The following is a 13,691-nucleotide window of genomic DNA, read 5'->3' as shown; positions in this document are numbered from 1 at the left end:
GCTTGCCGGGCGTGACGCAACCCCCTCCGCCGCCCGGTTGGTACCCCGACCCCGCCGGCAGTGGCGGCACCCGCTGGTGGGACGGCCAGGGCTGGACCGAGCACGTCCAGCAGCCGGCGCCGCCCCCTCCGCCGCCGGTCGCCGCGACCCCGCCGCCCCCGCCCCCGCCGGTGCAGGCGCCGCCGCCCCCGCCCGCGCACGAGCAGACCGTCCCGGCGGCGGCAGCCGCCCAGCAGCAGGCGCAGCACCAGGCTCCGCAGCAGCCCCACCAGCAGGCGGCGGGCCCGTCGCTGTACGAGCAGCCGATCCTGGTCGTGAACCAGAAGACCAAGCTGATCGAGCTGACCAACGAGTACGCCGTCGAGGACGCGCACGGCCAGCAGATCGGCGCGGTCGTCGAGGTGGGCCAGAGCGGGCTCAAGAAGGCCGTGCGGTTCGTCTCCAGCCTCGACCAGTACATGACCCACCGGCTCGAGGTGCGCGACGCCCGCGGCGTCGTCCTGGTGCTGACCCGGCCGGCGAAGATCGTCAAGTCGCGGGTCGTCGTCGAGCGGCCGGACGGCTCGCCGGTCGGCGAGATCGTGCAGGCCAACGTGTTCGGCAAGATCCGCTTCGACCTGGTGGCCGGGGGCCAGCTGGTCGGCGCGATCCAGGCCGAGAACTGGCGGGCGTGGGACTTCTCGGTCACCGACTCCGCCGGCACCGAGATCGCCCGGATCACCAAGAACTGGGAGGGCCTGGCCCGCACCCTGTTCACCACGGCCGACAAGTACGTCGTCCAGGTGCACTTCCGGCTGCCGGACCCGCTGGCCAGCATGGTGATCGCCTCCGCGCTCACCGTCGACACGGCGCTGAAGCAGGACAGCCGCGGCTTCGGGTGATCGGCGCCATGGGGTGTGGACCGCCGGATCGGGGGTAGCCTGGAGAGCGTCCGGACCGGGCGATCTGTGTCCCCGGGTGCCAATTGGATACCGCCTCCGCGGACTACCGCCCCGACCTCGGTCGGGGGCCTGGAGCCGCGTTGTGCCTCTCGCCGCGAGGCGACCAGCGCCCGGTCCGGACCTCGACTCCTGAGGGGCCTCAGCCAGCCGGCTGAGGCCCCTCAGCCGTGTCCCGGGTCCGAGGACTGCGTGCCCGCCCGATGCCGGCCGGGGGGCCTCAGCACGACCGTCGTCGTCACGCCATCCACGACGACGACGAAGGAGTCCCGGCCGTGTTCCCCAACCCCGGTCTCGAGGCCGAGCTGGCCTACCGACGCGAGCTGCTCAAGTCCCTCGCCAGCGACTCACGCACCCGGCGCAACCCGTGGCGGGCCCGCCGGCGGCGCCTGTGGCCCTCGCGCTGACCGCACCGGCGGCGGCCGACCCGTCGGCGGGGCGTGTCACCATCCCCGACGTGCTGCCGTGGGACGACCGACCGCTGGTGGGCCGGGACGACGAGCTCGCCCGGCTGCTCGCCGCGGTCGAGCGCGCCGCCGCGGGGCGGGGATGTGCCGTGCTGCTCGCCGGCGACGCCGGCGTGGGCAAGACCCGGCTGCTCGACGAGCTGGCCGGCCGGGCCGCCGCTCGCGGCCTGCGGGTGCTGACCGGCCACTGCGTCGACCTCGGCGACGTCGGCCTGCCCTACCTGCCCTTCGTGGACCTGCTGCGCGCGGTCGCCGCCGAGGCGGCGGAGAGCGCCACGGCGGCCGCCCACCCCGCCCTGGCCGGCTTCCTCGCCGGCCGCGCGGTCGACGAGCCGCCGGGCCCGTCCGCCGGTGACGCGGTCGACCTCGGCCGGCCGCTGCCGAACCTGCGCCCGCGGCTGCCGGTCGACGACGGCCGCCTGCAGCTGTTCGAGGCGGTCGCGGCCCTGCTCGCCGAGCTCGCCGCCGAGCGACCCCTGCTCCTCGTGCTCGAGGACCTGCACTGGGCCGACCGGTCCAGCCGCGACCTGCTGCGCTACCTGCTGGCCCGGCTGGGCGACGAGCCGGTCGCCGTCGTCGCCTCCTACCGCGCCGACGACCTGCACCGCCGGCACCCGCTGCGGCCGCTGCTGGCCGAGCTGGTCCGGCTGCCCGGCGTCGACCGGCTCGACCTGCCGCCGCTGCCCGACGCCGCGGTGCAGGAGCTGGTGCGCGGGCTGGGCGCGGCCTCGGGGGGCGTGCCCGACAGCACGGTGGAGGACGTCGTCGCCCGGGCCGAGGGCAACGCCTTCTACGCCGAGGAGCTGCTGGCCGCGGGCCTGGCGGGGGAGACGCTCCCGCTCGGGCTGACCGACGTCCTGCTCACCCGCGTCGAGCAGCTGAGCCCGGCGGCGCAGCAGGTGCTGCGGGTGGCCGCGGTGGCCGGCCGGCAGGTGCGCCACGAGCTGGTCGCCGCCGTCGGCGGGCTGGCGCCCGGCGACCTGGAGCAGGCGCTGGCCGAGGCGGTGCACCGGCACCTGCTGGTCGTCTCGCCCGAGGGCCGGTACCGGTTCCGGCACGCGCTGCTGCGCGAGGCGGTGCTGGCCGACCTGCTGCCCGGCGAGCGGGTGCGGCTGCACGCCGCGGTGGCCGCCTACCTGGCCGCCACGCCCGGTGCCGGCACCGCGGCCGAGCGCGCGCACCACGCGCGGGAGAGCAACGACCTGCCCGGCGCCCTGTCGGCCTCGCTGGAGGCCGCGGAGGACGCTGCCCGGGTCGGTGCCCCCGCCGAGCGCCTGTCGCACCTGGAGGCGGCCCTGGCCCTGTGGCCGGCCGTGCCGGATGCCGAGGCGCGGGCCGGCCGCGACCAGGCCACGCTGCTGTTCGACGCCGCGGCCGCCGCCCGCTCCGGCGGTGAGCTGCACCGGGGCGTGGCGCTGCTGCGCGCGGCGCAGGAGGTGCTCGGCCCGGACGGGGACCGGGCCGCCCGGGCCCGGGTGCACTACACGCTGGCGCAGGCCCTGGCCCGGATCGAGGACGCCGACGCCGCGCTCGCCGAGAGCGCCGCGGCGCTGGCGCTCGTGCCGGCCGATCCGCCGTCCGCGGCGCGGACCTGGGCCACCGCGGTGCACGCCCGCTGCTGCTACTCGGTCGGCCGCTGGGCCGAGGGCGACGCCGCGGCGGAGGAGGCGCTGGCCGCCGCCGACGTCCTCGGCCTGGACAGCGCCTGGGCCGACACCGCCGTCTCGCTGGCCCGGTGCCGGGGCGGCGCCCCGGCCGACATCGCCGCGCGGCTGGAGGACGCGCTCGCCCGCGCCCGCCGGTCCGGCGACCGGGACGTCGAGATGCGGGTGCTGTTCAACCTCGCCGTCGTCCCCTACGAGGCCGGCGACGTCGCCGCCGCGCTGCGCTGGGTGGAGACCGCGCTGGCGCGTGCGACCGCCCTGGGGGTGCCCTGGTCGTTCTACGCCGCCGAGCTTCGCCACCTGGGGGTGGTCGCGCGCTACGTCAGCGGCGACTGGGACGGCGCCCTGGAGTGGGCCCGGCAGCTGGCACGGGTGCCCGACATGGCCGCCCACGTGCGCGCCGCCGGGCTGCTCGTGCAGGTGGGCCGCGGCGATCCCGGGGGGGCCGAGGCGATCGCGTGGGCCCGCGGCCTGACCGCCCGCCTCGACGCGCACGTGCTCCTGCACCTGGCCACCACCGGGGCGGACCTCGAGCTCGCCGTCTGGCGCGGGGACGCCGCGGCCGCGGTGGCCCTGGCCCGCGACGGCATCGAGCACCTGACCACGTACTGGCGCGACGACCGGCTGGCCGCGGTGCGGCTGGCGGCCACGGCGCTGTGGGCGGTCGGCGACGCCGCCGCGGCGGCCCGGGTCGTCTCCGACGCCGAGGCGGAGCGGCGGTGGGTCACGGCGGGGGAGGAGCTGGTCGCCCTGGCCCGGTCGGCCGAGGCCGCGCACCGGTCGACCGTCGGGGAGTACGGCCGGGAGGCCGCCGCCTGGCTGGTCCGCGTGGACGCCGAGGAGGCGCGGCTGCACGGCGGGGCCGATCCGGCGCCGTGGCAGGCCGCGGTCGCCGCGTTCGGCCCCGGCTACGTGTACGAGGAGGCCCGCTGCCGCCGGCGGCTGGCCGAGGCGCTGCTGGCGGCAGGGGATCGGGACGCGGCCGCCGCGGAGCTGCAGCAGGCCGCGGACGTCGCGGTGCGGCTGGGCGCCGGGCCGCTGCGCGAGGCGGTGGCGGCGCTGGCCCGGCGGGGGCGGCTGGCGGTCGAGCTGCCGGGGCTGGGGCGGGTGCCCGACGCGGCGGCGGTGTTCACCCCGCGCGAGGTCGAGGTGCTGGCCCTGCTCGCCCGCGGCCGCACCAACCGGCAGATCGGCGCGGCGCTGTACATCAGCGAGAAGACGGCGAGCGTGCACGTCAGCAACATCCTGGCCAAGCTGGGCGCCGGCGGCCGCACCGAGGCGGTGGCGCTCGCCGCCCAGCGGGGGCTGCTGCAGGAGTCGTAGCCGCCCCCGGCAGCGGCTCGACGCCAGCCGGTACGGCACCTGGGCGGACGCCCTGTCGCGCCGAGTGGGGCCCGGAGGGCTCCGCGCAGGCGCGACGCAAGGGCTCAACGGCAGCCGGGTACGGCACCTGGCCGCGGTGTCGGCCGGTAGGCCGACCGTGTCAGAGCATCGTGCGCAGGCGCTCCCGCCGGGCCCGGAGCACGTCCACCGACGCCGAGGCCGACGGCGGCCCGGGCACGTGCTGGCGCAGCTGGGTGTGCACCACGGCGTGCGGCGTCGATGTCTTCGCCGACACCCGGCTGACCAGCCGGTTGATCTCCCGGCGCAGCTCGGCGGCGTCGCGCCACGACCGGCCGGCCTCGTCCTCCTCCGGATGGTCCTCGACCGGGAAGAGGCCGCCGTCCTCGTCGTCGTGGTGGGCGCGCTGGGCGATGCGCACGCGCAGTTCCTCGTCGCGCTTGGCCAGCAGCTCCGCCGTCTGCTCGGCGGTGAGCAGGCCGGGGATGCCGAGGAAGTCCTCGTCCTCGGCGGCCACGACCGGCGGGCGGCCCTCACCGGTGTGCGCCGTCCCGCCGTGCAGCACGTGGGCGAAGCGCGCGTCGGCCTCGAGGGCCTCCCACTTCGGGAGCCCCTCGGGGTCCTTCTCCTTGGGCGGCAGCGGATCGAGGTCGAGCTCGTCGCCCTGCACCGTCTTGGGCGGCGGCATGACGTGGTTGCGGTCCTCCTCCATCGACGCGGCCAGCGTGAGCAGCGGCCGGACGGCGGGGAGGAACACGGTGGCGGTCTCGTGCGTGGCCCGGGAGCGGACGACGCGGCCGACGGCCTGCGCGAAGAACAGCGGCGTCCGGTAGGAGGTCATCCACGCCAGGACGGCGGCGCGCGGCACGTCGACCCCCTCGGAGATCATCCGCACGCAGACGGCGATCCGGGCCGAGCCCTCGGCGAACCGCTCGATCTTCTTCGAGGCCTTGGGGTCGTCGGAGAGGATCAGCTCGGCGGCCTTGCCGGTGACGCGGCGGACGATCTTGGCGTAGGCGCGGGCGTCGTCCTGGTCGCTGGCGAGGATCAGCCCGGCGGCGTCGGGCATCCCGCCGTGCTCGCGCAGGTGGGTGATCCGGTCGTCCATGGCGGCGATGACGTGCGGCACCCACTGGCCCTTCGGGTCCAGCGCGGTGCGCCAGGCGGCCATCTCCACCGAGCGGGTGCCGGCCTCCGAAAGCGAGGCGGCGACGACCTCCCCGGCGGAGTTCCGCCAGCGCGAGGTGCCGGTGTAGGCGGCGAAGACGACGGGCCGGACGACGTTGTCGGCCAGCGCCTCCTTGTAGCCGTACGTGTAGTCGGCGCGGCTGACCAGCCCGACGCCGCCGCTGCCGTCGTCGCCCTCGAAGGTGTCCTCCTCGTAGCGCACGAAGGGGATCCGCTCGTCGGGCTTGGTGCGGAACGGCGTCCCGGTCAGGCACAGCCGGCGGGCGGCCATGCCGAAGGCCTCCTCGACCGCCTCGCCCCAGGAGAGACCGTCGCCGGCGTGGTGCACCTCGTCGAGGATGACCAGCGTCTTGACCGCGGTCGCGCGGGCGGCGTGCAGCATCGGCTTGCCCGCGACCTGCGCGTACGTCGTCACGTAGCCCTGGGTGCCGGCCCGCACCGGGCCGACGGCGTTGGTCAGGCCGGGGTCCAGGACGATGCCGAGCCGGTCGGCGGCGTCGGCCCACTGCAGGCGCAGGTGGTCGGTGGGGCAGACGACCACGACACGGGCGACCTCGCGGCGGGACAGCAGCCGGGCGGCCAGCGTCAGCGCGAACGTCGTCTTGCCCGCGCCCGGGGTCGCGGTGACCAGGAAGTCCTTCGGGGAGGCCTCCTCGTAGCGGGTGAGGGCCTCCTGCTGCCAGGCCCGGAGCGGTCGGCTGGTCGTCTGCGGGCCCAGGGCCTCCGCTCGTGCTGCACTCGCCATCGCGTCGCCCATTCTGGTCGGCGCGGACGAGACACGCCCAACCGGCCACCTCCCGCGCGCCCCCGCGCCGACGACGTATGGGCCGGCCCGGCACCGCGCTGAGCTGTGCATTCGCGCCGACGGAAGCGGATCTGTGGCGAGGGTCATGCCGCGGCCGGACCGGTCCGTCCTGTCCCGCCGGTCCCGTCCTTCACTGTCCGAACGTCGCTCGCAACTGCGCGTTGACGAGCACGTTGAGCCGCCGGCGGACGTGCCCGGTGAGCGAGGCGTCGGGCGCCCGCTCCGCCATCTCCACGACCCAGCGCAGGTCGGTGCCGGCGTGCCCGCCGTCCCAGGCGAGCTCGAAGCGGATCCGGGCGTCGGGACGGCGTGGCCACAGCGAGGACCAGACGACCAGGTGCGGCTCCTCGGCGACCAGCACCTCCGGCGGGATCTCGTCGGGCAGCAGGGCCAGCCACGGCCGGGCGGGGTCGCGGTCGGGCTGCGTCAGCGCCTCGAAGACGACGTGCGGCGGCGCGGGCTGGTTGCGGCGGCGCGCGCCGACCTCGATCACGGCGCCGGGTCGAGCGGACGCACGAAGGACAGCCGGTCCAGCCCCGGACCGTCGTAGTCGGAGTGCACGGGGATGCCGTCGACCTCCTTGTCGCCCGGCTCGACGGTGAAGCCGAGGCGGGTGTGGAAGGCCAGCGAGCCCCGGTTGACCGGGCTGGTGATGCAGCGGATCTCGCGGGCGCCGCGCGCCGCTGCGGCGGCGGAGAAGCCCTCGTACAGCCGCCGGCCCAGGCCCCTGCCCTGCGCGGCCGGGTCGACGCCCACGAAGTGCACGTAGGCGGTCGCCGGCCGGGCGGGGGAGAGGAAGCCGAGGAGGAAGGCCACCAGGCGGCCGTCGGCGTCCTCGACCACCGTGCTCGTGTCGGTGAAGTGCTGGAGGAACAGCCGCGGCACCAGCAGGGCCCGCTGCAGGTCGCCCTCCCGGCCCCCGAGGTGGCCCCACCACTCGCCGAGGACGGCCTGGACGCGGGGGTGGTCGGCCTCGACCGGGTGCCGGGCGGTGAGCCCCTCCGGCAGCACGAGCAGGTCCACGGGGTCGGTCGCCGTCACGTCCGCGACCTCATCACCGGCCGGGGGTCGCCGTCCACCGGGTTCGGGCGGCGCAGCGGAGTGCAGGAGGCGAGGGATCCTCGCCTCCCGCACTCCGGTCAGTCGGCCGGCTCGTCCACCCAGTCGGGCCCGTTGACCTCGCCCGGGCCGGCGAGGTCGGCGGCGTCGACGATCGTGTACGCGTACCCCTGCTCGGCGAGGAACCGCTGCCGGTGCGCGGCGTACTCGGCGTCCAGGGTGTCCCGGCTGACCACCGTGTAGAAGTGCGCCTGGCGGCCGTCGGCCTTGGGCCGCAGCACGCGGCCGAGCCGCTGCGCCTCCTCCTGGCGCGACCCGAACGTCCCCGACACCTGCACGGCGACGGCGGCCTCGGGCAGGTCGATGGAGAAGTTGGCGACCTTGGAGACGACGAGGGTGTCCACCTCGCCGCGGCGGAAGGCGTCGAAGAGCTTCTCCCGCTCCTTGTTGGTGGTCGACCCCTGGATCACCGGGGCGTCCAGCGCGCGGCCGAGCTCGTCGAGCTGGTCGAGGTAGGCGCCGATCACCAGCTTCTGCTCGCCGGGGTGCCGGTCGAGCACCCGCCGGATCACCGGCAACTTCGAGGTGGCCGTCGCGGCGATCCGGTAGCGCTCCTCGGGCTCGGCGACCGCGTAGGTCATGCGCTCCTCGTCGTCCAGCGACACCCGCACCTCGACGCACTCGGCGGGCGCGATGTACCCCTGCGCCTCGATGTCGCGCCAGGGGGCGTCGTAGCGCTTGGGGCCGATCAGCGAGAAGACGTCGTCCTCCCGGCCGTCCTCGCGCACGAGCGTGGCGGTGAGGCCGAGCCGGCGGCGGGACTGCAGGTCGGCGGTCAGTCGGAAGATCGGCGCCGGCAGCAGGTGCACCTCGTCGTAGACGATCAGGCCCCAGTCCTGGGCGTCGAAGAGGTCCAGGTGCCGGTACTCGCCCTTCCGGCGGGTCGTGATCACCTGGTACGTCGCGATGGTGACCGGGCGGATCTCCTTGCGCTCGCCGGAGTACTCGCCGATCTCGTCCTCGGTGAGCGAGGTGCGGGCCAGCAGCTCCCGCTTCCACTGGCGGCCGGAGACGGTGTTGGTCACCAGGATCAGCGTGGTCGCCTTGGCCTCGGCCATCGCCGCGGCGCCGACCAGCGTCTTGCCGGCGCCACAGGGCAGGACGACGACGCCCGAGCCGCCGGCCCAGAAGCCGTCGACGGCCTCCTGCTGGTAGTCGCGCAGCGACCAGCCCTCCTGCGCCAGCTCGATCGGGTGCGCCTGGCCGTCGACGTAGCCGGCGAGGTCCTCGGCCGGCCAGCCCACCTTGAGCAGCGCCTGCTTGAGCCGGCCGCGCTCGGACGGGTGGACGACCACGGTGTCGGCGTCGATGCGCGCGCCGAGCATCGGGGCCACCCGCTTGGAGCGGCTGACCTCCTCCAGCACGGCCCGGTCGGTGGTGGTGAGCACCAGCCCGTGCACCGGGTTGTTGACCAGCGTCAGCCGGCCGAAGCGGTCCATTGTGTCGGCGACGTCGACCAGCAGCGCGTGCGGCACCGGGTAGCGCGAGTAGCGCACCAGCGCGTCGACCACCTGCTCGGCGTCGTGGCCGGCGGCGCGCGCGTTCCACAGCGCGAGCGGGGTGACCCGGTAGGTGTGCACGTGCTCGGGGGAGCGCTCCAGCTCGGCGAACGGGGCGATCGCCGCCCGGCAGTCGCGCGCCAGCGGGTGGTCGACCTCCAGCAGGAGCGTCTTGTCCGACTGGACGATCAGGGGGCCGTCACTCACGGGGTGGGTGCCTCTCCTCGGCGGTGGGCGTACACGGTTCAACCGTTCTCGGGTGCGGGGGCTTCCTCGTCGACGAGCGCCACCGAGGTGATGCGGTGCACGGCGAACGTGCGGGTCTCCCCGCGCCGCTCGTCGTAGCCCTGGAGGAAACCACCGGCCAGTGACACCGGGCGCACCACGCGCTGGCTGCCGCTGCCCTGGGCGTCGACGTAGCCCAGCCACACCGGCACGCCCTCGCGCACGGCGCGGGACAGCAGCTCCAGCGTGCCGGCGGTGGTCACCCCGGGCACCTGGCGCACCGCCTCGGAGCGGCGGGCCGACAGCGCGGCGTCCCCGGCGCGGATCTCCCGGACGGTGGCCGCCAGCTCGGCCTCGGTGAGCGGCCGCGGCGCGGGGGAGGACCCCGCCGCCGGGCGGCGGCCCAGCGCGCGCGGCCGGGCCGGCGGCCGGGTGAGGACGGCGCCGCCCGCGGACTCCCCGGCCGGGGCGTACCCCGCCTCGCGCAGCACCGACAGCACCTCGTCGGCGCCCAGGCCGCTGACCAGCACGCCCGGCGCCAGCCGGCGCAGCTCGGCGCTCGCGGTGCGGCGGTCGTTGAGCAGCTGGGAGAGCAGCCCGTGGTCGTCGGATCGCACGTAGCTCTCGATCGAGCCGACCCGCACCCGGCCGTGCTGGCGGGCGACGTCGTCGATCAGGTAGTCCAGCGCCTGCGGCACCGGGGTGCGCGAGGCGCGGCCGAAGAACTCGTGCAGGTCGGTGGCCGACCAGCCGGAGTCCAGCGCCCGCCGCACGCTGGCGTCGGAGACCCGGAAGACCGTCGCCCCGCCCGAGGACTCCACGTCGGCGACCACGGCCAGGGTGTCGGCCAGCTCGGCGACCAGCGGTCCGGGCGCGATCAGCGAGAGGTCGGGCTGGGCCAGCACGTGGTCCACCGGCTCGGGCAGCAGCCCGCGCATGCCGTCGGCGGCGCCGTCCTCCCCGTCGGTGAGCAGGCCCCGGCCGCCGGTGGACAGCACCCCGGCCACGAGCACGCCGAGCCGGGTCGCCTCCTCGAGCAGCGCCGGGACGGGAGCCAGCCGGTCGGCCCGCCGCGGGGTCCGCCAGCGCAGCAGCGCGACCAGGTCGTCGGCGGCCAGCCCGGAGCCCGCGGCGTACTCGGCGAGCGCGGCCAGCGCCGAGCGGCGGATCGCCGGCGCGGTGTGCCGCACGAGGTCGGGGGACAGGGCGTTGACCGCCTTGCCCGCGACGTCGCGCTGCCCGGCCAGCGAGGCCAGGCGCACGCTGTCGAGCCAGCCGCCGACCAGCACCGCCCAGCGGTCGGGGAGGTCCTGCTCCCGCCAGACGTCGTAGGCGCGGGTGGGCAGCCACTCGTCGCGGTGCGGGCCGCCGACGTCCAGCAGCCCCGCCGCGTGCGCCAGCTCCAGCAGCCAGGCGGCCTCGGCCTCGCTCACGTGCAGGGTGCGGGCGAGCCGCTTCTGGTCGCGCACGCCGATCCCGCCGCTGCGCAGCAGCCCGGCCGGCTCCTCCTCCAGCACGGTCAGCAGCTCGCCGATCCGCCCCACCGTCTCCAGCGCGGCGCCCGCCGCCCGGCGGTCGGTGGTGGCGACGTCGCGGGTGACCACCTCCGGCTCCGGGCGCAGCCGCGGCGGGCCATAGGGCCGGCTGCCGCGCAGCGCCAGCCCGATCTCCCGGGGCAGCTCCACGTTGAGCGCGTCGATCCGGGCCAGCAGGCCCCGCTGCAGCAGCCGCCGGGCCGGGGTGCTCGCCGTGCCGCCGGTGTCGGGCAGGTGCCCGACCGGACGGTCGCCGGCCAGCCGCTCCAGCACCTCCCGCTCCTCGGCGGAGAGCTCGGCCAGCGCCGCGGGCAGGTCGGCCGGCAGCGTCACCCGCAGGTCGAGCGCCCGCCGGCCCAGCCCGGCGGGGTAGCGCACCGCGCGGCGCACCGGGTCGGGCGCGTGCAGGACGTCGTCGCCCCACAGCAGCGCCCGCGTGGTGAGCCGGTCCAGCGCGGCGGCGACGTCGTCCTCCGGCACCTCGATCAGCGCGCCGGGCAGCTCGTCGGCGGCGACGCCGTCGGTGGGGGCGAGCAGCACGACGTCGAGCACCTGCAGCGTGGCGGCGTCGAGTTCGTCGAGGGCGCGGTCCACCGACACCGGCACGGCCAGCCGGCTGGCCAGCGCCACCACGTCGGAGGGCGCGGGGCGGGCCACGTCGGGACGGGCCGCCAGCAGCGCGGCCACCTGGGCGTCGCTGCGGGTGCGCAGCCACCCGGCGAGGGTGGCGGGACGGTCGGCGGACATCCGGTCCACGTTACGTCGGCGGGCGCGGGGACGCCGCCACCTCCCCGGCCGGCTGCGAGCATGGAGCCGTGCACCCGGCCGCCGACGACCCCCCGACCCGCGCCGCGCTGGTCGCCTACCGCGGCGGGTCGCTGCGCTGGCTGCTGGGTGGCTCGGTCGCCGTCGTCCTCGCCGTGCTGCTCGCCGTCGCCGCCGTCACGATCGCCGAGAACGGCGGCCGGCGGGTGCCGCTGGCCGGCACCGTCGTCGCCGTCCTGGTGCTGGGCGGCCTGGTCGCCGCCGGCGCGGGGCTCGGCGCGCTGGTGCGCAGCCGCCGCTGGGAGCGGGCGCTGGCCGGCACCGCCTGGCAGACCGGCGTCCTCCGCGTGGCCGGGCCCGCCCTGCTCACCTTCGTCCCCGAGGGCACCGACGAGTGGGACCCCGACGACGCCACGGTGCGGCTCCAGCTGCAGAGCACGACGCTCTGGCGCACCCGCGCCGTCCAGCAGCTGGACGGCGCCGAGGTGCGGGCCGCGCCGGTCGGCGGGCGGTCGTGGGTGCTCACCGCCGAGGGCAGCGAGACGCTCTACGGCGCGCGGGAGCGGCGGCGCGGCCGCTGACGCCGGATCCCCCGCCGTGGTGGAGTCGCGTGCGATCCGGGTACGCCGTCGGGGAGAATGCCGACGACGAGCGGGCGCCCGAGCGCCCCGACGGACCCGGAGGGGACATGGCCAAGCGCAACCCGAAGCAGGCACACCTGATCGAGCCGACGTGGGGGCAGTCGGAGGACGCCGGCCCCCCGGTGACCGAGCTCATCAGCGAGGTGGCCGGGCCGCTGTCGCCGTTCGGCGAGGACCACAACTTCCCGCTGCCGCCCGAGCGGCTGCGCTACGCGCACCCGACCGACAAGCCCAACCGGGCCGGCCTGATGGCCGGCGAGGGTCGTCGCTGACCCCTCCCGCACGCGACACCGCGCCGCCGTCTGCTCCCGACGGCGGCGCGGTGTCGTTCCGGGCTACTTCGCCGGCGCCCTGGGTGCCGGAGCCAGCCGGACGATCAGCTTGGACAGCAGGCTGCCGACGACGACGTAGACCAGCGCGGCGATCGCGGCGTTGACCGTCTCGGGCACCCGCATGTCGGCGCCGGTGAAGAGGTCGACGGTGAACCAGCCGAAGTCGTTGCGCCACGTCGCGGCGAAGTCGACGAGCGGGTTGGCCGGGTTGGCACGGAAGAACCAGAAGACGGCGTGCAGCAGGATGACCGCCCCGATGAGCGAGGCGACGACGCGCACGACCGTTGCGACCAGGGAGAACGCGCGGGCGGCCATGCCCGCATGATGCCGTGGCCACCGACCGCCCGCGACCCGTCGCCGGTCAGCCCAGGGTGCAGTCCACCGCCAGGGCGCGGTGGTCGGACAGCGGCAGCCGGACCGACTCGGCGGCGCCGTCGGCGGTCAGCGGACCCCGCGCGAGCAGGTGGTCCAGCTGCCGCAGCGGCTCGTCGACGGGGAAGGTGACCGCCGAGGCCAGCGGGCGCATCCGGGTGACCCGCTGGGCCTGCCGGGGCTCCATGTTGAGGTCGCCCATGACGACCAGCGGCTCGCGGGTGCCGGCCAGCGAGCGCATCAGCCGGCGCAGCTGCACCTCGTTCCAGCCCGGGACGAACGACAGGTGCGTGTTGCAGACGGTGAAGTGGCCGTGCGGCCCCTCCAGGACGGCGGCGACGGCGACCCGCGGCTCGTCGCCGACGACGCGCGGCCGCCGGTCGCCGCGGAACCACACCGGCACCCGGGTGCGCAGCGCCGGCAGCCGGACCACCCGCCAGGACACCACCGGCAGCCGGGACAGCAGGGCGATCCCGTAGCTGGCCGACCCCGGCTGCTCGTCGCCGGTGGCGGCCATCCAGGTCCCGCCGGGGGTGCCCGACAGCGCGGCGACGAACTGGGAGTCCATCGCCCCCATCGCCTCGGCCGCCACCGCGGTCAGGTCCGCGCCCATCGACCGGGGCTGGTCCCGGTCGACCTCCTGGAGACCGAGGATGTCGGCGTCCAGGGCCTTGACCGCCGCCGCCAGCCGGTCGACGTCGACCCGGCCGTCCTCCGGCGAGCGTCCGTGCAGGATGTTGAAGGTCGCGATGCGCACACCGTTCCTGTGCCCGCTGAGGTGCAGATCTACCGTGCGTGCG

Annotated in this window: 12 protein-coding genes; 5 read left to right on the top strand and 7 right to left on the bottom strand. The window is 76.6% G+C overall.

The features are described 5' to 3' along the window. The first annotated feature begins 11 nt into the window (after positions 1-11). From ACI79R_RS08995 to ACI79R_RS08985, 3 genes are all read left to right on the top strand, one after another. Complete coding sequence (locus ACI79R_RS08995) at positions 12-881, top strand: phospholipid scramblase-related protein (RefSeq protein ID WP_456573259.1); 870 nt, start codon at positions 12-14, stop codon at positions 879-881. Positions 882-1,213: 332 nt separating this feature from the next. After that, complete coding sequence (locus tag ACI79R_RS08990) at positions 1,214-1,345, top strand: hypothetical protein (RefSeq protein WP_456573258.1); 132 nt, start codon at positions 1,214-1,216, stop codon at positions 1,343-1,345. Between the two features lie 50 nt (positions 1,346-1,395). After that, positions 1,396-4,392: a helix-turn-helix transcriptional regulator gene (locus ACI79R_RS08985; RefSeq protein WP_456573257.1), complete on the top strand. Its 2,997-nt coding sequence runs from the start codon at positions 1,396-1,398 to the stop codon at positions 4,390-4,392. A gap of 160 nt (positions 4,393-4,552) precedes the next feature. Here ACI79R_RS08985 and ACI79R_RS08980 read toward each other — a convergent pair whose 3' ends face one another. The 5 genes from ACI79R_RS08980 to ACI79R_RS08960 form a co-directional block, all read right to left on the bottom strand. Next, positions 4,553-6,343: a DEAD/DEAH box helicase gene (locus ACI79R_RS08980; protein WP_456573256.1), complete on the bottom strand. Its 1,791-nt coding sequence runs from the start codon at positions 6,341-6,343 to the stop codon at positions 4,553-4,555. Between the two features lie 190 nt (positions 6,344-6,533). Next, the gene (locus ACI79R_RS08975) at positions 6,534-6,896 is read right to left on the bottom strand and encodes a hypothetical protein (protein ID WP_456573255.1); all 363 of its coding nucleotides are present in this window, start codon (positions 6,894-6,896) and stop codon (positions 6,534-6,536) included. Beyond that, on the bottom strand, positions 6,893-7,444 hold the full coding sequence (locus tag ACI79R_RS08970) for an N-acetyltransferase family protein (RefSeq protein WP_456573254.1): 552 nt from the start codon (positions 7,442-7,444) through the stop codon (positions 6,893-6,895). Before ACI79R_RS08970 ends, ACI79R_RS08975 begins: the two co-directional genes overlap by 4 nt. Positions 7,445-7,542: 98 nt before the next feature. After that, positions 7,543-9,228 (bottom strand): DNA repair helicase XPB, encoded by a 1,686-nt coding sequence (locus tag ACI79R_RS08965; RefSeq protein WP_456573253.1) that lies wholly within the window; start codon positions 9,226-9,228, stop codon positions 7,543-7,545. Positions 9,229-9,266: 38 nt separating this feature from the next. Then, positions 9,267-11,528: a helicase-associated domain-containing protein gene (locus ACI79R_RS08960; RefSeq protein WP_456573252.1), complete on the bottom strand. Its 2,262-nt coding sequence runs from the start codon at positions 11,526-11,528 to the stop codon at positions 9,267-9,269. Between the two features lie 68 nt (positions 11,529-11,596). Between ACI79R_RS08960 and ACI79R_RS08955 the strand changes: the two genes are divergently transcribed. Together ACI79R_RS08955 and ACI79R_RS08950 are read left to right on the top strand one after the other, a co-directional pair. Then, the gene (locus tag ACI79R_RS08955; protein ID WP_456573251.1) at positions 11,597-12,127 is read left to right on the top strand and encodes a hypothetical protein; all 531 of its coding nucleotides are present in this window, start codon (positions 11,597-11,599) and stop codon (positions 12,125-12,127) included. A 29-nt stretch (positions 12,128-12,156) separates the two neighbouring features. After that, positions 12,157-12,459, top strand: a complete 303-nt coding sequence (locus tag ACI79R_RS08950) for a hypothetical protein (protein WP_456573250.1) — start codon at positions 12,157-12,159, stop codon at positions 12,457-12,459. Positions 12,460-12,522: 63 nt separating this feature from the next. Here ACI79R_RS08950 and ACI79R_RS08945 read toward each other — a convergent pair whose 3' ends face one another. Both ACI79R_RS08945 and ACI79R_RS08940 read right to left on the bottom strand, forming a co-directional pair. Further along, on the bottom strand, positions 12,523-12,834 hold the full coding sequence (locus ACI79R_RS08945) for a hypothetical protein (RefSeq protein ID WP_456573249.1): 312 nt from the start codon (positions 12,832-12,834) through the stop codon (positions 12,523-12,525). Between the two features lie 46 nt (positions 12,835-12,880). Beyond that, positions 12,881-13,648, bottom strand: coding sequence for an endonuclease/exonuclease/phosphatase family protein (locus ACI79R_RS08940; protein WP_456573248.1), 768 nt, complete (start codon positions 13,646-13,648; stop codon positions 12,881-12,883). Positions 13,649-13,691: the final 43 nt, after the last annotated feature.

This window comes from Blastococcus sp. SYSU D00820, from assembly GCF_054050695.1.
The sequence above is the reverse complement of the archived record's forward strand: the minus strand, read 5'-3'. Positions and strand labels throughout refer to the sequence as shown.

Bases quoted from the DNA above. Each gene is read 5' to 3' on its own strand.
- ACI79R_RS08945 (WP_456573249.1), bottom strand. From the start codon at position 12,834: ATGGCCGCCCGCGCGTTCTCCCTGGTCGCAACGGTCGTGCGCGTCGTC.
- ACI79R_RS08960 (WP_456573252.1), bottom strand. From the start codon at position 11,528: ATGTCCGCCGACCGTCCCGCCACCCTCGCCGGGTGGCTGCGCACCCGC.
- ACI79R_RS08980 (WP_456573256.1), bottom strand. From the start codon at position 6,343: ATGGCGAGTGCAGCACGAGCGGAGGCCCTGGGCCCGCAGACGACCAGC.